This is a genomic window from Deinococcus gobiensis I-0, assembly GCF_000252445.1.
Taxonomy (GTDB): Bacteria; Deinococcota; Deinococci; order Deinococcales; family Deinococcaceae; genus Deinococcus; species Deinococcus gobiensis.
In genome coordinates this window covers 338,468-358,674 of sequence record NC_017791.1, presented here as the reverse complement: position 1 = coordinate 358,674, position 20,207 = coordinate 338,468, and the positions used below count along the sequence as shown (strand labels likewise).

The window sequence follows — 20,207 nt, the reverse complement described above, 5'->3', positions numbered from 1 at the left end:
ACCCTCTCGGGCCTACCCTGTCTCCATGCCTCCCCAGCACCTGACCCTGATCCCCGTCGCACCTGCCGGTGCCGAGTTGACCTTCTCGCTATATGGGTACACCTACCGCGTGGTGGGTCGGGTGAACGGTGAGCAGGTCTTCTGGTTCGACCTCAGTCCGACCTACGCCGCGCCCTTCGACCAGGTCGTCCACGCGGCCGTGCGGGGAGAGGATGCCTCGATGACGGTCCCTATGTGGCACACGGGGGTGAGCAGTGCGGGCGGGGTGCTGACGATCCATGCCGGGCAGACGGGCCAGTCCACAGCGCGCGCCGACTCGACTCTCGGGCCGGAGGCGACGGCTGAGCTGGGTCCCGAGCGTGCTGGATGGCCTATCACGGGATTCCTAACAGCGCGAGAATGACCTCTCCTCTCCCCTATCGTGTACACCCTGCCTTTTCGTAGGTGAGATCAGACTGCCAGCTTCAATTGCGCTGCATGTGTGTTGACACTCAAGTCATAGACCTGATCGGCCCAGCCCTTCTTGCCCAGCATCAGCTGATAGCGCACCGCATCGAACGACCCCCGCGCGAAGTACACGTGATTGCGCACCACCTTCACCCACGTGCCCTGCCGCCGGGCGCGCCCGATGCGCTGCACGAACGCCTGGTGGTGGTACGGGTAGTCCATGTGGTGCAGGTCCGTGATGCCCTGGTAGTTCCCACCCTCCTCGATGACCTTCGACCCGATCACGCAGGTCAACTCGCCCCGGCGCACCCGGCGTTCCACCTTCAGGCGTTCCCCGCCCCCAGGGTGCGTCTGGGCGGTGATGACTTCGATCTCCCCTTCTGGATACCCGGCGGCCACTAGCGCCGCCTTCAGGGCGTGATAGGTCTGTGCGTTCTCCCCACCCGTATACATGAACACGAGGTTGCTGCCCCCCTGCGCCCGGGCCTCCAAGCAGGCCTGCACACATGTCTCGAAGCGGATGTTCGGCGCGTCCACACCCATCAGGGGCGGATGCAGGGTCAGCTTGAGCAGCCGGGCATAGATCGAGAAGATGTGGTTCTCCCCCTCCGAGTCCGGCGCGTTCAGGTTCACCTGCTCGGCCTCGTACACGTCCATGACCTCCTGGGGCAGGTCGAAGACGTGCTCGATCGCTTCCAGCGGGGGCAACTTCAAGCCCACCCCGTCGTGCATCTGGCAGGACAGTTCCGTCTCCTTGATGATGTGCTGCCCCAGGATGGCGCGCAGCTCGTCGAAGTTCCGGAAGCCGATCACACACGGTACGTACTCCACGTCCCCACTCGGCTGGATGATCAACCGGGGCTCGATCACGCAGAAGCGTGCGACGAACGTCGACACGTCCGGGATGCCGTACTTCGCCAGCGCGTCCGTGTGCAGCGCCAGCATGTTGAAGATCTCCAGTGGGGAGTTCCCAAAAAACGTCGCGGTCAGCCCCGCCGTGAGGCCGCCCTGAGCGCGCACGAAGCGGTACTTGTGCAGGGCGTCCAGCGCCCGGTTACTCTCCCCTCCCCCACCCAGGAACTTCGGACTGCTTTCGCCATACACTCGTGGGGCAGAATGTGAGTTCTTATACATATGGCACTCGTCTGCGATGACGGCATTGATCCCCAAGGCCTCGAAGGGAATGTCGGTCTCCTCAGCCACGCTCACCCGGTTCAGGTGCCGCGCCAGGCTCGACTCGTATTTCGCCAGCGCCTTATGCCCGCCCAGCTTGCGGTGACGGTCATCGAAGGTATCCGCCGTGCCCACACTGCCCATCAAGGACAGGTTGGACTCGATCATGCCCTTGTGGGTGGCGTGCAGCATGGGGATCATCTCGAAGGCCTCGGCGGTGAAGATGATCAGATCCGGGGCGTCCGTCAGCAGAGAGGCGATCTTCACGCGCCGCTGCACCCCCGTGTCCTCGCGGACTTCCGGTTCGCCGTCCTCGTTCAGCAGGAATTTGCCCTGGGCATCCCGCAGCGGCTCGCCTCCGATCACGAGCACCCGATAGCTGGGTAGGGCGGTCGCGGCGTTCATCACCCAGTCCCCCAAGCGGGAGAGCGGGACCACAATGGCGGGCAACTGCGCGCGGCCGGACTGCCGGAGCAGCGCGACGAGCATCATCGCCGAGAGCGTCTTGCCCAGCCCCACGTCGAAGTTCAGGATCACGCCGTCCATCCGCGCAGCCGTGCGCACATGCCCCGCCTGGAAGGGGTGCGCGAGCGGCCCCTTGTACGCGTCCAGCACCAGGGCCCGCATGTCCGGCTGGGCGGGAATCATGCCGTAACGCGCCTCGTTCAGCACCAGCTCGACCTCGCCCGCGAGGTCGCTCCCCAGCAGCCAGGAGCGGAAGTGCGCGGCCAGTTCGCGCTCGTAGTGTACGGCCTTGAGCTGGAAGGCGCTGCGCTCGGCATTGATCTGCGTCTCGGTCTTGGCGTCCTGGTCCTGTACGCTCTGGACCGGCGTGCGGTAATTCAGGTACTCCTCCAGATCCCGCACGCGGCCACTGGGCACCACCTTCCGGTCCGCGAGGTTCCAATCATCCTGCAACGTGTTCCGCAGGCGCAGCTGCACCCCATAGCTGCTTCGGGAGGCGTGCAGCAGATCCGTCTCGATGCCCTCCTGATCCCAGGTATTGCGCTTGACCGTCGTGCGCGTGCCCAAGTAGGCATTCACCCACGCGGTCAGGACGTGCTCGGGCAGCAGGACGTCGCGGGGTTCGAGCGTCATATCGCACAGGTCCTTCCATGGCGTCATGGCCCGCAGCTTGACGGCCTGCGTCAGCAGCGCGGTCTGCCGCACCCCCTGAGCCTCGGCGGCCAGCGTGTCGCAGGCCTGCGCCTTCTGGACCGCGTTGCCCCGGTAGTACGTCGCATTCGCTTCCCACAGCTTCCCGTCAAAGGCGTACTCCGCCAGGAGATGCGCGTTGGCCGCCACCTGGGGCACGCGGGCATAGGCACTCAGGGCGTGCTCGTCGAGCAGCCCGTACGATTCGAGTTGCTGGGCAACTTCGCTGATGGTCCCCCCGTGGATCTGGATGGCCGCCCGCTGCACGTCATCCAGCACCTGGACCGGCATGCCGCTCGTATCCACCAGCACTCGCAGCAGCGGGAACTGGGGCACGTACTTCCCGATCATCGCGAGGTCATAGGGACCGTAGGCCTGCACATGCGCGTCGTGCGCTGCCTCCAGCGTCGCGCGCAGGTGCGGGTCACCCTTGAGCAGGCGGCCGCGCGCCTTGACGGCCAACCGGGCGACCCCCAGGGCACTCAGGAGCGCCAGGTTGTTCAGGCCGCCGTTGTACCGCCACGTGCCCGCCACGAAGCGGTACCGCCGACAGGGGCTGACCTGGCCCTCCTGAATGGGGTGCAGGCTCGCCGGGATCTCCCGCACCGCCTGCGCCGCCGCTTCACCCAGGAGGGTCCGAATGGCCGACTCCAGACCCGGACGGGTGAGGATGTCGAAACGACGACGGGTGAGCGTGTAGGCGACGTTCTCCATCTTCACCTCGGACACGCCGAACTCGCCCCCAAGTACCGGGTCGCCGAACCGCCCTGCCCAGACACCGGTCTTCCCCGCCGCCAGACTCTCAAAGAGACCGGTCGTCGCCCAGAGATTGTCCTTGCCCTGCCGGAAGGCCACGGTGCCTTCGACGAACAGGCGGAGGGCCATGTCCTGGGCGCACCGCACGGCCCGGAGTTGATCCCGCTGCTCGGGCGTCAGGGCCTGGAGCACCTCGTAGACTCCCGCATCATGCCGGCGCAGCACGAGCACGGCCGTCGTCACCCCTGCCCCGGTCGCCCGGAAGGTCCCCTCCGGCACGAGGAACGCCCCCAGCAGGTGCGCGCGGTCCAACACCTCCTCCCGGTACTTCTGCTCGCTCGGGTTGCGCAGCATGGCCTCGGGCACCACCGTGATCATGTATCCCCCGGGCAGCAGGCGCTCCAGCCCCGCGAAGGTGAAGTACCAGTGCGCCGGGCGGATGGATGGGCGGTCCAGATTCCCACTCTCCCCACGCCCGCCATACGGCGAGTTCCCGATGACCAAGTTGAAGGGCTGGTCCTGGGACTGGCGATGGTACGTCTCGAAGGGCACGTGGTGGTGGGCCACATCCGGGTACAGGGCGCGGGTGACCAGACTGCTCGTCTCGTCGAGCTCGACGGCCGTAAGTTCAGTGAACTTGGGGGCGGTCTCGAGGAAGACCCCGCCACCGGCCGCGAATTCGAGGGCGCGCGGTCCCACCTTGAGGAGGCTGGCGAGGTCCCAGCAGAACTTCGCCAGGGCCGTTGGCGTGTAGAAGGCGTTCGTCGAGGCGCTCTGGTCGCCCAGCCCACCGGCGCCACTGAACGCCAAGAGGGCGCGCACTGCTTCGGGGGTCAGCTCCCCCTCCGTACGGGCGATCTGGTCGGCGAGGGCGTTCGCCTTCAGGCGGGTAGCTACGTCGCTGGTCTGAAGGGCTTCCACACCCATGAGGCGGTGCAGGGGGCGGCCACTGGGCTGCGGGGCGCTCTGGAGGGCAAAGGCGCGCAGATCGGCATCATCCGAACGGGCCGCCTCGACATCCACCGGGGGCAGGATCAGATTCTTGACGGGCTTGGGGGCCTTCTTGCCCTTGGCCGGGGGGGTGGGGCGCCAGGTGCCGAACAGGTCCGTGGTGAGCAGTTGGGGCTGGGCCGAGGGGTTCTTCGTCATGCGCGACCCCTGGCCCGCGCTTGCGCGGGCCAGCCCTCACGGGCCCGTGCTGACGGGGCGGGTCCGGCCGCCCTCCACCGTGGGGTGAAGGCCACCCCCGGGGTGAAACGAGAAAAAAGCCCCCAGAGGGGGCCACCGCTTCACGCGCAGATCAGTGCAGCAGCTCGTCCAGACTGAACGTCGCTTCCGGTGTCGCCGGGATGTCCCGCCAGACGGCGCGCCGCGCCAGGGTCTCGGCGAGCGTCTTGTGCGCCGCCCGTCCCCAGGCGACGACCTCGTCGCAGTACCCCTGCTCCCTCACCAGACCCCAGAGGGTCTGCCCTCGCCGCTCCTGCGTCATCTTGCCCGTCTGGCGGTCGATGGTCACGACCCAGAGGTCACAAACCCGTAGATCCGCTGCTGTGTACAGCCGGGCCGCCTGATGCCGGTGAGCATCGACTATGGGGGCGTACCGCCACCGCACCACCTGTTCCGGGTGGCACTGCTGCAGCTGGGCCGTCGCCCGCTCCGCGAGTCTATGATCGTCGGTGCAGGCGACCCCCTGACCCCCCACAGAGATGAGGTAGATCAGCGAAGGATCGCGGACCGCCCCTCCCCCATGCCCCGGCCAGGCCATCAGAGACGCGCCCGAGGCAGGAGGAACTCTTTGAGCAGGAAGGGCACGGTGGACAGCTCCTCGGGTGCCGGGTCGAGGTGTAGCTGCGCCTCTGCGAACGCCATTGCTTCCTCGTAGGAGACCCCCTCCCCCCGGACCGCTCGCCGGTCCCCCAGGCCGCCACACCGCACCTGGCCCCGGAACATGATCTTCGTCTGCGTCGTCCACTCCCCCCGCCACCACTGCACCCGGTGACGCACCACCACGTCGATGTCGTCGAGCGTCCGGAGGATGTCGAGGTTCTTCAGCTGCGCAGCGGTCGCCGGCGTGAGCCAGACCCGCTCACCGATATCGAAGTAGGCTGGACGCAACCGGCGCACCGCGGTGTCCCCCAGGGCCTGGGTGAGGGTGGCCGCGAAGGGCCCTTCCGTGCTGGTGTGAACGACGTACATACCTTCAAAGAGCATCACGCCCCCAGCGGTGTCAACTCAGCGGGGGCGGACTAAAGGCCACGCACTATGGTCTTCAGGCTGGCCGAGCAGAACGCTCATCCGGGCCGCCTGCTGAGCTTCGAACTGGGCAGGCCAGAGCGTGAGGGTCTCCTCTTCCGCCGGCCGCTCATGCTGCGCATGGAGCACCCCCTCCAGGGCCGCCACGCCCTGCTGCCCGAGGACGTCACAGAAGTCCTGACCAGCAGGCAGTGCAGGCAGCTGCTGCACCCGGGGCGCGCCGGACGCGAACGCCAGGTCCTGCATCCGCGCGCGCATGCCGTCCCCACTCTGGTCGGCATCCGCGTAGATCAGCACCTCACAGTCCAGGCCTGCGAGAAAGGGCCAAGTGTCGGTCCCCGCGAGGCCCTGCACATCCAGGTCCAGACCCGACTGCTGGATGACCCGCCACGCGGCCGCCGCGTTCAGCTCGCCCTCGACCAGCAGCACCCGCTTCGCCTGGCCGTACTTGGGGTTGCACCAGGCGGGCGTGCTCAGCCCCGGCACCATAACCTGGTACTTGCTCTTCACGGCGTCCGTGCGCCGGCGCTTGACGTTATACGGCCGCCCATCCGGGCCCCGGACCAGGAAGACCAGATCGCCTTCGCATTTGAAGGCCTGCAAGCCCACCGCGGGCCACAGGCCCCGGCGAGCGAGTTCCTGCGCGGCCGCGTCCTCGGCACACAGCGGCTCGAGGCGGTTCTTCAGATCGCTGAACTGGCGCTGGGTCATGGGGCGCACTTCGGCCGCTTTCTCCCGGGCTTCCGCGAGGGTATCGCGGTGGGTGAAGGTCACGGTGTGCTTCGGGCGACCGCTGCCCTCGTCCCAGGTGCTCGCGGTGCCCGTGAAGTCTAGGAGAAGCTTGCGGGCCTCGGCGCCATCGCGTCCGCAGCTCGTCAGGAAGGTGAAGGCCGTGCCCACTCCGCTGTTCCGCCCGCGCTTCTTCCACATCCACGTGCCCGCGCTGTTGATCCAGACACTGAAGCTGGGATGGGTCTCGCGCATGCCCGGTCGGGGATCACAGATCGTGCCACCCTTGGCGCCCAGGCCTCGGACGGCCTCATGCCCGTAGAGCTGGGCGATCAACCCAGGCAGGTTGCACGTATCGATGGCTCTGGTGAGACTCATACGCACGACCTGGCCCACGGGGAGTCCCGTGGGCCAGACCTGAGAACGCGAACGTGGCCCCACACGGGGGCCAGAGAATCTATTGTGCTTGGATCATCCGCTCGACGAGGCGACTGCCGTCGTGATCTGCCGGGTCGAGGGTCTGAGCAAGTTGAAGGAAGGCCTGCACATGCACCGGCGCACAGTTGATCTGAAGGCGCTCCTCGGAAGGGTGCATCAGGAGGTACCCGAGGGCCTGCCCATCCAGATGGAGGACGCACTGGAACTCGTCCGCAGGGTCCGTGACCGGGTGGCTCAGGGTGAAGCCCTGGAAGGGCGTGTCCTCGCGGGGCGTCAGGGGCTGCCAGCCCTGGTGCCGGACATAGCGCTGCACGAGTCCGGGGGCGTACTTGGGGTCATCCGCCAGTACGGCGATGGCCTGGAGAGGGATGCCGAGGGGAAACTGGAACTGTTCGGCGACATCATCGGGCAGGAGGGTCCTGGCCTGGAACATCTGACGCTCCTGACTGAGTTGGTCGAAGGCCGCGTACATGAGGAGCGCATTTACGAGGGTGGCGCCCTTGGCGTGATCCAGAAAGAGATCCTCTTCAAGATCCAGGAAGGCCTGAGCGTCCGCTTCCGAAAGGTGCAGTTCTACCGGCCCCTTGGCGCGGGTGGCCTGGGCGGTGCCGATGGGCTGCCCATACCGGGTCGGGACGCAATGGAAAGCGCCCGTCTCCGGATGCATGGACACGTCGGTGAGGAAGAAGCCTTGAAACTGCGGATGGTGAGGCATCGTCATATGCGGATATGGCCCCGCATCCGGGGCCAGACCTGAGGGCCTCTAGGGTCTGTGCGACTGAATCAGAGGCAGGCATCCTGTAGTGCAAGAAGGGTGGGCCGTAGGACACGCTTATTCTTTCATCATGACGTTCATACCGCTCCCATTGCGTTCTGAACAACGCGAAGAGCTGATGCTGGCACTTCAGGCCACACGTGACGAGATCGAACAGGCCCTAGCGCTGTTGGGTCAGGTAGGCAATGCTATGGCGGCGTCGGCTTTGGTCGCAAAGGCAATCGCTCCGGCCCTGAAAGCGAATGATGCCTTGTTGGAGCAGATGAACAGTCCGGCTTGTCCACCCCCGCTTGACGAGACAGCAGCGACACACCTGCAGCAGGACGCACGCACGCTCCAACACTGTGCCGAGGCCATCTTGACCACCGTCGGGGATCCAGCGGCACTGGACGCTGCACGTCGCAGGCAGCTCCCGATGCATGATTGGGTTGAAACGGCATTCGTGGCGACCATCAATCTGCGAGATTTCGCGTGGCCCACCTGGCCACGGGTGGAGCGTGCCCACCTGGCCGTTGGGTATGAGGTGGTCGCTGCTCAGAGGTACGTGCTGTACGGAGAAAACCGGTTTGGCTCGGCAGCGCTGCCCATAGACATGCACAAGTTCCCTCAACGGCTGTCATGAGCTTTCCGTTTATGTTCAAGCTCGACGCCTCGACTAGTGATACGCCTCTGGCCCTAACACAAATTCAGTCGCATAGACCCTAGGGCTTTGTCGCAATGGCGTGCCAGCACTGATGTTGGACGTAGTAGTCGGTCAACGGTGGAGTGAAGTGGGGATGGCGGGCGAGCCCGACCAGGTCCTCCAGCGTCAGCGTCAACGGGAAGTGGTGCTGACGCCAAAACTCAAAGGGATACTGGGGATCGGGTGCCGTGCGAACGATGAGCTGTCGCGTGGCGATGGGGTCGAGTTCCGCCGCTTCGAGCAGGGCCAGCATCAGGCCACTGGCATCGTGGTCCTGATCATCGAGGCGCTGCGCCAGCTCCAGCAGCGCGAGCTCGTCCTGCTTGGGGAGCGACCTATAGATGGCATGGCCGGGTTCGGTTCGGATGTGCCCCACCCGCCGACCATGACGGGTCAGCACACACGTGTAATCGCCCTCCTTGCCGTTCCTGATCTCACGCACGAAAAAGCCTTCAAACCGGGGATGAATCTCGAGGGGCATACGTGCGGATGGCCCCAGACCTGGGGCCAGACCTGTGCCCTCACGCCACGGGCGGGAGGGGATGCCAGCCTCGGTGGCGAACGTAGTATTCCCCCAGGCCCGGGCGCACGTCCGGTCGCTGGGCGTACCGCGCGAGGTCCTGTGGTGTCCAGGCGAGCGGCAGCTGCTCGACGTGAGGCGGCAGTGCTTTCTCAGTGAGCGTCCGGACGTACTGGGCTGTGAGGACCAGCGTGTCGTAGTACAGGCACTCGGCCATGGCGTAGAACAGGCCCTTGATCGGGTCCTCGGGGAAGTCGAGCTGCGCGGCGAGTGCCAGGAAGGCTTCCTGATCCGCCGTGCACAACTGGAACTGCAAGACCTGTCGCTCCAGATCGTGGGTGATGGTGCCGGCATACTGCCCGTCCCGCGCGAGCACGGCCTCGAAATCATCCAGGCGATCCGTCGTCTCGGAGAAGTTCAGCGCGAGCAACTCGAAGCCCTGGAACTGGGAGTGCGGGTGATGGGGGAGAAGCTGCCAGCCGATGTGGGGCACATAGACCTGCGCCAGGCCTGGAGCGTACTCGGGTGCGTCAGCCATCTGGCCCAGCGCCTCACGGCTGAGGGTCAGGGGGAGGTGGATACTCCTGGGATGCTCCCCCGGCGCGGACGTCCGCGTCCGGACAACCTGGTGGTCCGCCGTCTCTTGTTCCGCGTGCCAGCAGGCTAGCAGTTCCTCGAACAGCAGTCGGCCATCTCCATCCTCTGACCGCAACCGGAGTGCCACCCAGAACAGGACTTCCCACTTCAGGGTTTCCGGTTCGATCTCGGGGGAGACGTCGGCGACCACCGCGCCTGGCCGACCGGCTGACCGTAGCGCGTGAGGGTGCAGGTCACCTCACCTGGCGCAGTCTCCTGGACCTGCGCGAGGAAGAAGCCTTGGAAACGGGGATACCAGGATGCGGGAGCAGTCATACCCAGTCATGGCCCCAGACAAGGGGCCAGACCTCTAGAGCAGCGCCGCCCACTGCGTCCACCCGGGTTGCGTCGTGTCGATGGGCAGAGCAGGGACCGTGTCATTCCGGTCGTAGGCAAGTTCGAACATGGTGACGTGGTGATGCTCCAGTCGCCGAATGGTGGGTTGTCCCCGGAAGGTGCGGCCGAGGTCGAAGCAGGCCCGCTCCAGACATGCGAGGACGCCATCGCGTTGGAGGTGACGGGTGACGCTGATCGCCTGCCGGAGGGTGGTGATGTCCCGGATGGGCCCCTGCAGGCAGGATGGCGCGTGCGTCAGGCGGGCGGCGTAGTGGGCCAGGGCTTGACCATGACCGAGATGCGTCGCCGGGCCGGAAGCGGGGAATGGCGCGAGGAGTTGGTGGACGGCCTCAACGAAGACGTACCGCCTTGCGAGCGGATCAGGCGCCAGTCGGGCGACTGCCCAAGCCTCCTGCACGAGCAGCTGCACTTCCGTTGAGGGCGTGCGGAGCTGCGCGGCCAGTGCGGGGGCGAGGGGGTGAGCCTCCGTCTGTGAGATCAGGCGGAGCAGGGTCGACCAGGGTGACATGACCACCGCGTGGCCCCCGCGTGGGGGCCAGCACTCACTTCAGGAAGGCTCGGAGAAAACTGGGGAAGTACGTCATCAGCTGTGTCCCATCCCGCAGGGCTACACACCGCCCGAAGGCCGCTTCGTACTGAGCCTGCGTCCGGGGCGCGTCGCCGAGGAGCACGGGAACGATCATGCCCTGGTGCTTGGCCCGCAGACGTTGACAGTCCTGATAGTCGTCGCTGCCCAGGCCCCCGTCCGTGATCACGAAGGTGAGACTTTTTCCAGGGAGGATGGGCCGCCAGAGGGCTTCGAGCGCAGGAGCGAGCACGGTGCCGCCGCGGGCGTGCAGTCGGGCGACCGTGTTCAGGGCGGTGTCGCCGCCGGGCTGCTCTGGAGTCACGAGGGGCACGACGTCGTCGTCGAAGGCCACGGCGATGAGCGGGACGCCCGCGAGCTGGGCCGCATAGGTCAGGGCGAAGGTCAGTTCCCGTGCGGCGTCCATATCACGGCCCTGCATGCTGCCGCTGATGTCCACGGCGAGGCGCACATGGGTTTCGGTGGGCTTCTCGGCACCGATGCGTTGGTCGAAGCAACGTTCACTGCCAGTGACGGTACGGTCGGCACGGTAACGGCCTCGGTCACGGCTCTGCTGGAGGTGGCTGGGTTTACCCTTGGCCTGGAGGAGTCCGGCGAGTTGCCGGCTGAGGCCGGTGAGTTGCGCCTTGAGCTCCAGGGTCGTGGCAGTGGGGAGCTGCTCGGGGGTGGGCCGCGTGGGTCGGCGCCCACCGTCGCCCTTGCCTGCGCCTGCACTTCGGGCGTCTTCCTCCGCGCGTTCATCGGGGGAGAGGACCTGTTGCCCGGTGCCGTCGAGGAGGGGGGCCAGGTCATCACGGCGGGGCGCATCCGCAGGGAGACTGAGGATCTTCAGGATGTCGCGCGCGGCGGTGATGACGTCCGCGAAGTCTGGGGCTATCCAGGCGTCTTCGAGGATGGTGCGTACCTGGGGCCAGTGGGGGGCATCGGCCCGATCGGGGACGTAAGCCCAGGTGGGGTGGTGCCAGGTGAAGCGGTGGAGGAGGCAGCCCCGGATGAGATCGCCGCCACGTCCACCACCGGCGAGGGCATGGGCGGCGTCAGCATCGGCCGCGAGGTGGAAGAGGGCCTGGAGCTGGGGGAACGTCTGCGCCATGAGGCGCTCCATGCGCTCGTCCTCGATGATGTTTACGACCTGCCCGAGAAGGCCGGCAGGGAGATCCCCACTGTGATGCGTGTGGCCGGCCTCGTGCGCAATGAGACTTTCGAGGTAGGCGACATGGAAGGCGCGGATGTCTTTCGGAAGGGCCCGGACCCCCTGGCGGTACTGGAGTGGGGGGTAGGGGTACTCAGGATTACAGACGACCTGCTTGGCCTTCATGTTGACGTACGCAGTGGGTTCGCTGGTCGTCAGGGTAAGGGAGTACGTGGGTCGCCAGGAGTAATAACGCCAAGCCTGGCGGCTCCAATCCTGAATGTGAGGCGCTTGCCACCAGTGCAGGGAGGGGATCATGAACGAGTCTGGCCCCCGGAGAGGGGGCCAAGACTGAAAGACAATCGTTGTCTCTGAAATTATCGGACCGGCAGTCGCCTGAAAGACAACGGTTGTCTTTCAGGACAAGAGACGTTCCAGGCGTTGGAGAAGCGCATCAACTTCTTCGGATCGTTGTGGGTCAAGACGCTTGAGTTTTGGAAGAAGGGCCTTGAGACGAATCTGAGGGCTGGGGGCGAGTACACGCTCTTCAGCCAGTCGCCGCGACACTTCTTTGTGGACTTCCTCTGCGCTCGGGGAGGTCTCCTGTTGAAGCATCTCTTGAAGCAGGTTCTCGCGTTCCTCGGGTCGGTCTTTGAGTTTAAGGAGAGCGAAAGCACTTTTGGCACTCAATTTACCTCGCTGTACTGCACGTCGTTCTTCAGGCAACAGCGCCAGTACCTTGGCGCGTTGTTGACTCCAGGTACTGACTCCAGTGCCATAAGTCCTTTGAAGCAGTGTTTCCAGCTGATACGTATCCTCCGCCTGGCCGCGGCGTAGGGCACCCAGATGCTTGACCAGATCATCTTCGGAAAGGCCGCTCACTGTAGACATCAAGCGGAAGCCAGCCAAAGCCTGTGTAATCTGATCGGTGTCCTGCCGCTGAGCATTCTCGATGATCGCCAAGGCCAGTGCCTCACGTTCAGTCACAGCCCGAATAACAACAGGAACATGAGTCAAGCCAGCGAGCTGTGCCGCACGGTAACGCCGTTCTCCTGCAATCACACCATACGTCTGAGCATCCAGAGGACGGACAAGAAGAGGTTGAATGACACCCCTAGGTACACCAGTCTCAGGAATAACTTCCTGCATACTGGCTACCAGACCCCCAAGGGCTTCTGGCGTCAGTAAGGCAGCTTGTTCCTCGGAGGTTAAACCCTGAAAACGCGGGTTAAATCCTGCTACGAGGTGAACACGCTCAAGGAGGACGGTTTGCAGAGCAGCGGCTTGAGGGTCCAGCAGTGTCTGAAGCTTCAATGCCGAGGGCTGGGCACTCTTAGGCCGAGTGAGGCGACTCATCGTGCTTCGACCTGATCAGGTTTCATCATTCCCAAGACGGTCAGGAGATCATCCGCCACCTGTCGCAGGTCGGAGGTGACCTCCGCACGCGGACTGTAACGGACGAGCGGTTGACGCATACGCGCCGCTTCACCGACAACGACGCTATCCCGAACAGGCCTGGAAATAGGAGCGATCTCTTGGTACGACGTGAGGTCTTCGAGGACGGCGCGACCCAGGACAGTCTGGGCACGATGACGATTCGGAATGAAGAGCGTGACCTGAATCTGCGGAGAAAATCCGCGCGCGGCGCGCGTGAGGCGGGAGAGTTTATCCAGGTTCTCCATACCCTTATCTCCGGAAACAGGCACCAAGATATGATCAGCAGCGGCGACAGCGGCATTCAGAAGAGGAGTAATGCCCGGCTTCGTATCGATAATCAAAAAATCGTAGTCGGCAGATATCTCGTCAACAGCTTCGCGCAGATTGCCCTGACGCGAGAGGTCACTGGCGATAATGCTATCGGCTCGGTAAAGGGCGTCATTGCTCGCCCAGAGATCAACACCCTGAACATTCAGGGGAACCCCCAAACGGGGATGCTGTTCAACCTCAAAGATGGATAAAATAGTGTGTTCGGGAAGAAAGCCTGGACTCGCTTCGTCGTCGTGAAGACCCAGGCTCTTGGTCAGACTAGCCTGTGGATCGCTGTCAATCAGGGCGACGCGGTAACCTCTTTCATGAAGAATGAAGGCCAGTTCGCGCGCCAGGGTTGTTTTGGCTTCACCGCCGCTGATATTTGAGATCACGATTCTCTGCATGCTGTTCTCCTGAGGGAATGAGTTTTTCGGCGCGGCATCCAAGCGACCGAGCTTGAGGTAATCGGCAAGGGGGACCAAGGCAGCTGTCGGACCGTTGTACCGCTTGATCACGACGCGCTGACCGGCCTCGACCAGTTCAAGGATGTCTTTTAACTGGTTGCGAACCTCTGAAACACGCAACTCACGGTCTGGCACCTCAAAAGCCTATATCTTGTACAAGATCTTCGCAAGACTCTTGTACAAGATAAAGCATGGTGGAGACCTTAAGCGACTTTCCTCTGCTGACATTCTGCCTGGAGTTTGACCTTGAGCATGTTGATACTCGCGTCGTCTGGCATCCCCGCCTGGTTCACGGCGCAGCAGAACGGCACCACCGTGACCAACAGCGCGGCCTCCAGTGCTTCCCGGAGGGGTATCCCCACATCCAGCAGGTCCTGCACTTCCGCGAGGTAGTTCAGCGTGACCCCGATGTTCATCGGCCGCTCCAGCAGCTGCCCATCTGCGGTCGTGCTCGAGCGCGTGACGACCTCCAGGCTGTACGCCACCTCCGCTGCCGGCGCGCAGGCCTGCCGATACACCGGCAGAATGTCCGCCGCCTCCGGATACTCCAGAAACAACGTCCGCTGGAACCGGCGCAGCAAGGCCGGATCAAGCTCCCCGCTCTGCGTGTAGCTCGCCCCCACGTTCGTCGTGCAGATCACCGAGAGCAGGCTCGTCGAGGCGTACAGCACCTCACCGGCGCCGGGCAGCTCCAACGTGTAGTACCGCCCCGCCGCGTGCGCCTGTCCCGTCAGCGCGCCCAATTCCTCCGCGCTCACGTCGTCCAGCCCCCCGATCAGCACGTTGCGGTGATAGGCATCCAGGCGCAGCAGCTCGTCCACCAGCAGCACCACCCGCTCGCCTCCCTGTGCCAGCCGCCATGCCCGCGCGAGCGGCCCATCCATCCACTGGGGTCCCTGCACGGTGGGGGAGATGAAACCGATCATGTCCCGGTCTTCCAGGCCTGGCCGCCCCTTGACGCTGACCAGCCGCGCTCCTGTGTGCAGGGCGACCCGTTTACCCAGTTCAGTCTTCCCGCACCCGGTCGGCCCACAGAGGAGCGCCCGAACGCCTCGACCGACCCGTCGAGCGAGCACGCTTTCGGGGGAGAGAGGATCGGCGGCGGCCCGCTTGATCGTCCCCCCCAGCAGCAGTGGCGTGTGCTCATAACGTGTCGGCGCTGGCAGGACCGCTTCGCTCTCTACGCGGTGTTGCCCCTCGAGCTTCCCGACGGTGTAGAGCGTGTCGAGGACCTTGCACATGGCCTCTTTGACCGGCTCCTGGGCACTCAGGGTGCTCAGCTGCATCCTGGCGAGCGGCAGGCGGGTCTCCTTCATCGCTTCCAGCAGGCCTTGCCAGCGCTCTTGCAGCTCCGGGTGCTGACCGAAGACCAAGGCCTCGCCGAGGATCAGCAGATACGGCCGAACGGTCGTCCCCGCGTTCACCCAGGAGAAGTCGGTCTGCCCCTGTTGGACACGAATGAGCTGCTTCGCGCCCTGCTTGTTCTGGCATTCCAGGGTGAGGGTCTGTCCTTCCAGGTTTGCCTGAACGTGCCCGAGGAGCACCTGGCACGCTGCGGCCAGCGCGCCCCAGGGGACCCGGCGCATGGCCATTCCATTCGGGTCGAGCTGGCTGCGGCAGCTGGACGGCATGCTGACCCCCCCTTTCGTTCCCAGGCTGGGAAACAGGTCGCAGGACATCTTGAAGACGCGATCAGTGTTAATCATGCCCGGCACATGGCCCCCACCGGGGGCCAGAGCTTCACCCGGCCAGCTTGAGGAGCGGCTGCGCGCCGTCCAGCCAATGCCCGATGGTGCCCAGCGACTTCTCCAGGCCTTCAGCGCGCCACGCGAGCCACGTCCCATCGACGCTGTCCGCCCCCAGGGGGGCCAGCGCACGGCAGCGCCGGGCGGAATTCACTCGCCCGACGTGCACGTAGAGGCCCTGGCGTGCCGCGCGTGCGAGCAGGGGAGCGGCATGGACCTCACGCCAGGGGTCTGTCCCGCCCAGGAACACGGCGCTGCACCCTTCAGGGAAGGGCCAGGCCTCGCAACCGTCCTGCAAGACATAGGCCAACGGGAAACCACGCCCGATGAAGATATAGAGGTGATCTTCCCAGGAGTCCAGGGTCGCTGCACCATCCCCAGGCACGTCTGGGAGGGTGACGAACAAGCTGGTGGCCGTATAGGGTTCGAGCCGCTCAAGCAGATCCAGGTACCGACCCAATTCGACTCCGTACGGGCCGAAGACATCACAGTCGCATCCCCAGGGCCGGCCGCTCCGGATGCCGCGTCCCAGACCCGTGCGCGGCTGAGTCATGACGCCGATCTTTGGGTGCGCTTGGAACGCATCAATATCGCTGGCTGTGGAAACGAGATAGCGCATCCCCAACGTTGGCCCCCGGGTCTCGGGGGCCAGCACTGAAGAGCAACATCGTCCTTGAGATACGCAGATCACGCACCTTCAGCCGGTATGGAAGGGGGATACAGGAAGGGGAGACCCTCTGGACCCGACCCCTCCCGAGACGGGGGGACGTCCTCAGCCCTCTGCCTGTCGTGACCAGATCGGCGGCGTCCAACTGACGCGCAGGTCCGCGCTCTCTGGGATCCCCGTTGTCGTGGCGGCCAGCAGGCCGGTCTGTTCCTTACCGGTTGGGAGGCGGATGTCCGCCCTCACCTGGTAGGTCATCTGGTCGCCCACGGTTTTACGGAGGTGATTCGCGTGCAGCAGGTTGCTCCCGGGCGGCAAATGCCGGCGGAGCACATCGAGGAGGAAGGCGTCCAGGGGCTGGTGATGGGGCTTGAGCTGCTCAGGCATACGCACAGAAGGCCCCCGCAGGGGCCAAACGTCAAGCGACGATATCGAGCACCTGTAGGCCATCGCCGCAATGCCGCTGCACCAGCTCGCACAAGCCGGACATCTCCTCCGGCCTGATCGGCAGCAGGGTCCGCCCCTGCTCGTCGAACGCTGCGCATGTTGCGGAGGTGTGTTGGAGCTGCCAGACCGGATCGTGCACCAGCTGGGGGTGGATGATCACCCGAACCGCGGTGGGGTAGATGCGGCGCACCTGGGGCAGCAATGTCGGAGGGAGCGCCGAGAAGTCTTCCTGTCGGCGAGGCATCAGTTCAGGTGCTGTTTCCAAGGGAACATAACGACATGAGAGGAGGGCACATGGATAGGGGAGAGAAGACCACTACCCTCGTAGGGTTGAGAATCTCGTGATGAACCATTCAGCACGCTCCGGATCCAACTCAGCCGTCACCTCCGGCCCGAGCGTCCAGTCCGCCCGCGCCGTCGGCTGGCCCGTCTGCTGGGCATGCACCGTCAGCACCCCGCCCGCACTGCTCACCCCTGCATGCCACATAGGGGCCATCATCGAGGCATCCTCCCCCCGCACGGCCGCGTGGACGACTTGGTCGAAGGGCGCGGCGTAGGTCGGGCTGAGGTCGAACCGGAAGACTTGCTCACCGTTCACCTTCCCCACCACGCGGGAGGTGTACCCGTACAGCGAGAAGGTCAACTCGGCACCAGCAGGCGCGACGGGGATCAGGGTCAGGTGCTGCGGAGGCATGGCCCTGGGTAGGGCGAATCGAAGGTTGGCAGATCAGGCCGCAAGCTCAGATGATCGTGTGGACATCCGGCCGCTTCCACTCTTCAGGCTTGGGGATAGCGTCGCTCTTAATCAAGACCCTAAGGGCAATGACTTCATGATCTGCGACATGGGCCTGATACAAAGCGGCTTCCCTCATCCTGTCCACGGTGAACTGAATGGCGGCGGTTCCGTAGTCACTGATGGCGATGCTGGTGATCCCGATGACTGCCAACGTGACCCCACCTGGCTCCCCCCGTTCTGCCTTGAGATACAGGTCACCCTGATCCCAAAAGGTGGAGTAGGCCGCCTGAGGATGCTCGGCCAACAACTTCTGCGCCAGGGCTTCCGCTTCCTGTTGACTCATGGGCATCCCTCACGCTACTCCACCGACACGGCCTCGTAGAAGTCGAAGTCGTACCACCCACCTGGCTCGCCCAGGTCCTGGCCGGTCAGGAGTAGTTCGGTGGCTCAGAGGTCCCAGACGGCGGCCTGCACGTTGGGGTGACAGCCCAGGTAGTCGGCCAGCGCCCGGTGGTCCTCCCCCGGCGGCAGCCCCTGGCCGGCGCGCTGGTACAGGTTGCCGACCAGCAGGGCGAGGGCGGGGAGGGAGAGGTGCTGCACGGCGTTAAGGTAGCGTGGCCTGAGCGCAGGCGAGCAGCGGGGCCGGGGGGAACTCCGGTTCCGCTCGCTTTTGCGTAGACGCCCTATACGACTGCGATACGTTGACCGGGTGAAAAAGCTCGCTCTTCTCTCTGTCGCCTCTTTGGCGCTCAGTGGCTGTGGCCTCATCAGCACCCCGGAGCCACTCCACATTCAACGTGTGGACTTCCCTGCCACAGCCAGCGCGACAGAACCACTCACCGTCAATGTTCATGTCCAGATCTGGAACTGCGGCGAAAAAGATCAGCAAGTAACCCTGATAGAACGTACCCCCTCACGACTGAGCCTGAGTGGCACTTTCCGTAAGGGTTGGGCCGGACCCTGTGATGCGGCCGTTGTAGACAAGGTCCTGACGTATACGGACGTCGGTACGCCTGGACGTATTGAGCCTTTCGAGATCGTGATCAACGGTAAAAGCTGGGGCAAGGTACTCGTCAAATAGTTAAGTCGGCAGCGTCAGAGGCGAACTCTGGCCCCTATCCTTATGCAATGCCTCAGGTCTACGCCACGGCCACGCACATCCCCAGCGGTGAGGTGACGCGCACCCTCGGCCCCTTCGAGAGCCTGCACACGGCGCGCTCGGCGGTGGTCGAGGTGGTCGGCCAGGTGCTGCTGTGGGAGCGGCAGAGCACGGGCGCGTTCGTGGCCGAGAAGTACCCGACCCTGTGGGTGGTCGAGGCGCGGCCGGAACCAGGGCCGCCGGGCGGTTGCGCGATCTGCTGAAACGACGAAAGAGCGCCACCCCACCTCGGCTTTGTGCCTGGGCAGGGTGGGGCACTCTTGATTAGATTCGGGAAGGGCTGGTATCGAGCGGCGGATCCAAGTCCAGGCCTCAGGGCGCAGTCTACTCCTCCGTCAGATGCGTCAGGTCTGCCTCGCTGGCAGGCCGCAGCCGTAAGAACCGCGCGACCTGGGGCGTGGCCTGCGTCGCCGCCTCGCTCACCACGCCCGGCCCCGGCGGGATCGGCCCACTCGGCAGGGCTGGGACGGTCGCCGCAGCAGCCGGCAGCAGCGCCCCCAGTCCGACAAGGCAAGGTCCAGTTAGGGGTAGAGAGGGGAAGGCGCGTGATCTGCTTGCAGACCAGGGAGCAGAACAGTCGCCCCTTTGGACGGCTGCAGCCTGCGAAGACAGGAGAAGCTAGGACAACGGCCAGTGTACCAGGGCACCCCTCTTCGCGCCCCTCTTCAAGGCCTGCTGCTGCGCCTGGTCCTCCTGCTGCCGCGCCCGCTCCCGTACGCTCAAGGGCAGCTTCTCCGGAGGGATCGGCCCCGCCTCCCACGCCCCGCTATACGCCCACAACTCGAACCCCGGTCGCGTCCCGCTCCCCAGCATGAACCGGCTGCTGGGGATAGATGGCCACAGGCTTACCGGTGTCAGGTTTCTGGGCATGGCTTGGAGCACACTGTGGCTGTTGAGGAAGGGGTGTTCAGAAAGGAGATCTGTGCAGCTCTTCGTCGCTGGTCGGCGCGCAGAACCGGCGACGAAGGGTTAGGAGATCCACGCCCGTGAAATACCTGTCCGTCTTCGTGAAGCCCTCCAGGGCCTGCGCGATCCAGTCCCGCTGGACCTCCCCATCACTGAGCAGATACTCCTCGGTGATCAGTGCAGGGTCCACGCCCAGATTGAACAGGATGGCAGCGATGGCCACACCCGTCCGGTCCTTGCCCGACGTGCAGTGCACCAGAAGCGGCAGGGGGGTCTGCGGATCAGCCGCCGCCTGGACGACCCGGCAAAGCCAGCGGCGCACCTTCGGGTGCCCTGTGTCGTAGTTCTCCAGTCCATCGTTGGCGGGCAGATGCAGGGGCCGCGCTCCAAAGAGCCAGGCAACTTGGTCCGGCCCCCTACGGAGATTCAGGACGGATCCTGGATGGTCGATCATCGCCGCACATCGGACATGATCGAGCTTACCCCCCCGCAAAAGACGGTGCTGCTGCAGGATGGGCCGGCCGGCGATGAGGGCGAGCCACTCCCCCACATCCCGGAAGTTCACGCACCCCGCGGTGTAGTCCAGACCCATGAAGCTTCACAGTACCTGAGCAGGACATTCGGAGCATCGGCCATTTCCACTGGTGGGCTGCCAGGACCACGCGGCGGTCACCGTAGTGGGGTGGGGGAGGTGGGGC

23 protein-coding genes are annotated in these 20,207 nt (G+C 64.9%); 5 read left to right on the top strand and 18 right to left on the bottom strand.

The genetic code is table 11. The annotated features are described in order from the left end of the window. Window positions 1-25 precede the first annotated feature (25 nt). On the top strand, window positions 26-403 hold the full coding sequence (locus DGO_RS18775) for a hypothetical protein (RefSeq protein ID WP_014686805.1): 378 nt from the start codon (window positions 26-28) through the stop codon (window positions 401-403). A 47-nt stretch (window positions 404-450) separates the two neighbouring features. Here DGO_RS18775 and DGO_RS24710 read toward each other — a convergent pair whose 3' ends face one another. The 5 genes from DGO_RS24710 to DGO_RS18750 form a co-directional block, all read right to left on the bottom strand. Next, window positions 451-4,680, bottom strand: coding sequence for a helicase-related protein (locus tag DGO_RS24710; protein ID WP_014686804.1), 4,230 nt, complete (start codon window positions 4,678-4,680; stop codon window positions 451-453). A gap of 151 nt (window positions 4,681-4,831) precedes the next feature. Then, window positions 4,832-5,047 (bottom strand): hypothetical protein, encoded by a 216-nt coding sequence (locus DGO_RS23535; RefSeq protein WP_145975517.1) that lies wholly within the window; start codon window positions 5,045-5,047, stop codon window positions 4,832-4,834. A gap of 248 nt (window positions 5,048-5,295) precedes the next feature. Beyond that, window positions 5,296-5,727: a hypothetical protein gene (locus DGO_RS18760; protein WP_169331057.1), complete on the bottom strand. Its 432-nt coding sequence runs from the start codon at window positions 5,725-5,727 to the stop codon at window positions 5,296-5,298. 36 nt (window positions 5,728-5,763) lie between these two features. Then, window positions 5,764-6,891 (bottom strand): primase/helicase family protein, encoded by a 1,128-nt coding sequence (locus DGO_RS18755; protein WP_014686801.1) that lies wholly within the window; start codon window positions 6,889-6,891, stop codon window positions 5,764-5,766. A gap of 79 nt (window positions 6,892-6,970) precedes the next feature. After that, entirely contained in the window at window positions 6,971-7,672 is a 702-nt protein-coding gene (locus tag DGO_RS18750) for a hypothetical protein (protein ID WP_014686800.1), read from the bottom strand. 124 nt (window positions 7,673-7,796) lie between these two features. Here DGO_RS18750 and DGO_RS18745 point away from each other — a divergent pair, with 124 nt between their 5' ends. Next, window positions 7,797-8,348 (top strand): hypothetical protein, encoded by a 552-nt coding sequence (locus DGO_RS18745; protein WP_050920980.1) that lies wholly within the window; start codon window positions 7,797-7,799, stop codon window positions 8,346-8,348. Between the two features lie 79 nt (window positions 8,349-8,427). Here the strand turns inward: DGO_RS18745 and DGO_RS18740 are convergent, their stop codons facing one another. Both DGO_RS18740 and DGO_RS18735 read right to left on the bottom strand, forming a co-directional pair. After that, window positions 8,428-8,889, bottom strand: a complete 462-nt coding sequence (locus DGO_RS18740) for a hypothetical protein (RefSeq protein ID WP_014686798.1) — start codon at window positions 8,887-8,889, stop codon at window positions 8,428-8,430. Window positions 8,890-8,929: 40 nt separating this feature from the next. Then, entirely contained in the window at window positions 8,930-9,466 is a 537-nt protein-coding gene (locus DGO_RS18735) for a hypothetical protein (protein WP_145975515.1), read from the bottom strand. A 510-nt stretch (window positions 9,467-9,976) separates the two neighbouring features. Between DGO_RS18735 and DGO_RS23530 the strand changes: the two genes are divergently transcribed. Further along, window positions 9,977-10,339: a hypothetical protein gene (locus DGO_RS23530; protein WP_145975514.1), complete on the top strand. Its 363-nt coding sequence runs from the start codon at window positions 9,977-9,979 to the stop codon at window positions 10,337-10,339. A 124-nt stretch (window positions 10,340-10,463) separates the two neighbouring features. On the opposite strand, the gene DGO_RS18725 is transcribed toward DGO_RS23530, so the two are convergent. The 10 genes from DGO_RS18725 to DGO_RS24505 form a co-directional block, all read right to left on the bottom strand. Continuing rightward, window positions 10,464-11,825 (bottom strand): vWA domain-containing protein, encoded by a 1,362-nt coding sequence (locus DGO_RS18725; protein ID WP_014686795.1) that lies wholly within the window; start codon window positions 11,823-11,825, stop codon window positions 10,464-10,466. Between the two features lie 231 nt (window positions 11,826-12,056). Continuing rightward, complete coding sequence (locus DGO_RS22270; protein ID WP_169331056.1) at window positions 12,057-12,953, bottom strand: ParB/RepB/Spo0J family partition protein; 897 nt, start codon at window positions 12,951-12,953, stop codon at window positions 12,057-12,059. A gap of 38 nt (window positions 12,954-12,991) precedes the next feature. After that, entirely contained in the window at window positions 12,992-13,987 is a 996-nt protein-coding gene (locus DGO_RS22265; RefSeq protein WP_083847421.1) for a type II toxin-antitoxin system prevent-host-death family antitoxin, read from the bottom strand. A gap of 68 nt (window positions 13,988-14,055) precedes the next feature. After that, window positions 14,056-15,558 (bottom strand): AAA family ATPase, encoded by a 1,503-nt coding sequence (locus DGO_RS18705; protein ID WP_014686792.1) that lies wholly within the window; start codon window positions 15,556-15,558, stop codon window positions 14,056-14,058. A 34-nt stretch (window positions 15,559-15,592) separates the two neighbouring features. Beyond that, window positions 15,593-16,057 (bottom strand): hypothetical protein, encoded by a 465-nt coding sequence (locus tag DGO_RS21395; RefSeq protein WP_169331055.1) that lies wholly within the window; start codon window positions 16,055-16,057, stop codon window positions 15,593-15,595. 312 nt (window positions 16,058-16,369) lie between these two features. After that, window positions 16,370-16,648, bottom strand: a complete 279-nt coding sequence (locus DGO_RS18695; protein ID WP_043804728.1) for a hypothetical protein — start codon at window positions 16,646-16,648, stop codon at window positions 16,370-16,372. 31 nt (window positions 16,649-16,679) lie between these two features. Beyond that, window positions 16,680-16,898: a hypothetical protein gene (locus tag DGO_RS18690; protein ID WP_145975512.1), complete on the bottom strand. Its 219-nt coding sequence runs from the start codon at window positions 16,896-16,898 to the stop codon at window positions 16,680-16,682. A 126-nt stretch (window positions 16,899-17,024) separates the two neighbouring features. Next, the gene (locus tag DGO_RS18685) at window positions 17,025-17,402 is read right to left on the bottom strand and encodes a hypothetical protein (protein ID WP_014686788.1); all 378 of its coding nucleotides are present in this window, start codon (window positions 17,400-17,402) and stop codon (window positions 17,025-17,027) included. Between the two features lie 46 nt (window positions 17,403-17,448). Beyond that, window positions 17,449-17,787: a hypothetical protein gene (locus tag DGO_RS18680; RefSeq protein ID WP_145975511.1), complete on the bottom strand. Its 339-nt coding sequence runs from the start codon at window positions 17,785-17,787 to the stop codon at window positions 17,449-17,451. A 104-nt stretch (window positions 17,788-17,891) separates the two neighbouring features. Beyond that, a complete protein-coding gene (locus DGO_RS24505) occupies window positions 17,892-18,044 on the bottom strand; it encodes a hypothetical protein (protein WP_014686786.1) in 153 nt (50 codons plus the stop codon). A 109-nt stretch (window positions 18,045-18,153) separates the two neighbouring features. Between DGO_RS24505 and DGO_RS23100 the strand changes: the two genes are divergently transcribed. After that, window positions 18,154-18,525: a hypothetical protein gene (locus tag DGO_RS23100; RefSeq protein ID WP_085961160.1), complete on the top strand. Its 372-nt coding sequence runs from the start codon at window positions 18,154-18,156 to the stop codon at window positions 18,523-18,525. 47 nt (window positions 18,526-18,572) lie between these two features. Next, window positions 18,573-18,806, top strand: coding sequence for a hypothetical protein (locus tag DGO_RS18675; protein WP_014686785.1), 234 nt, complete (start codon window positions 18,573-18,575; stop codon window positions 18,804-18,806). A gap of 704 nt (window positions 18,807-19,510) precedes the next feature. On the opposite strand, the gene DGO_RS18665 is transcribed toward DGO_RS18675, so the two are convergent. Then, window positions 19,511-20,101: a tyrosine-protein phosphatase gene (locus tag DGO_RS18665; protein ID WP_014686783.1), complete on the bottom strand. Its 591-nt coding sequence runs from the start codon at window positions 20,099-20,101 to the stop codon at window positions 19,511-19,513. Window positions 20,102-20,207: the final 106 nt, after the last annotated feature.

What these genes read in the sequence shown, in the direction of transcription:
- DGO_RS18685 (WP_014686788.1), bottom strand. Translation starts at nt 17,402, where the DNA reads ATGCCTCCGCAGCACCTGACCCTGATCCCCGTCGCGCCTGCTGGTGCC.
- DGO_RS18760 (WP_169331057.1), bottom strand. Translation starts at nt 5,727, where the DNA reads ATGTACGTCGTTCACACCAGCACGGAAGGGCCCTTCGCGGCCACCCTC.
- DGO_RS24710 (WP_014686804.1), bottom strand. Translation starts at nt 4,680, where the DNA reads ATGACGAAGAACCCCTCGGCCCAGCCCCAACTGCTCACCACGGACCTG.
- DGO_RS18680 (WP_145975511.1), bottom strand. Translation starts at nt 17,787, where the DNA reads ATGAGTCAACAGGAAGCGGAAGCCCTGGCGCAGAAGTTGTTGGCCGAG.
- DGO_RS18755 (WP_014686801.1), bottom strand. Translation starts at nt 6,891, where the DNA reads ATGAGTCTCACCAGAGCCATCGATACGTGCAACCTGCCTGGGTTGATC.
- DGO_RS18735 (WP_145975515.1), bottom strand. Translation starts at nt 9,466, where the DNA reads ATGGCTGACGCACCCGAGTACGCTCCAGGCCTGGCGCAGGTCTATGTG.
- DGO_RS18740 (WP_014686798.1), bottom strand. Translation starts at nt 8,889, where the DNA reads ATGCCCCTCGAGATTCATCCCCGGTTTGAAGGCTTTTTCGTGCGTGAG.
- DGO_RS18750 (WP_014686800.1), bottom strand. Translation starts at nt 7,672, where the DNA reads ATGACGATGCCTCACCATCCGCAGTTTCAAGGCTTCTTCCTCACCGAC.
- DGO_RS18725 (WP_014686795.1), bottom strand. Translation starts at nt 11,825, where the DNA reads ATGAAGGCCAAGCAGGTCGTCTGTAATCCTGAGTACCCCTACCCCCCA.
- DGO_RS18675 (WP_014686785.1), top strand. Translation starts at nt 18,573, where the DNA reads ATGCCTCAGGTCTACGCCACGGCCACGCACATCCCCAGCGGTGAGGTG.
- DGO_RS18665 (WP_014686783.1), bottom strand. Translation starts at nt 20,101, where the DNA reads ATGGGTCTGGACTACACCGCGGGGTGCGTGAACTTCCGGGATGTGGGG.
- DGO_RS18705 (WP_014686792.1), bottom strand. Translation starts at nt 15,558, where the DNA reads ATGATTAACACTGATCGCGTCTTCAAGATGTCCTGCGACCTGTTTCCC.
- DGO_RS18775 (WP_014686805.1), top strand. Translation starts at nt 26, where the DNA reads ATGCCTCCCCAGCACCTGACCCTGATCCCCGTCGCACCTGCCGGTGCC.
- DGO_RS18745 (WP_050920980.1), top strand. Translation starts at nt 7,797, where the DNA reads ATGACGTTCATACCGCTCCCATTGCGTTCTGAACAACGCGAAGAGCTG.
- DGO_RS18695 (WP_043804728.1), bottom strand. Translation starts at nt 16,648, where the DNA reads ATGCCTGAGCAGCTCAAGCCCCATCACCAGCCCCTGGACGCCTTCCTC.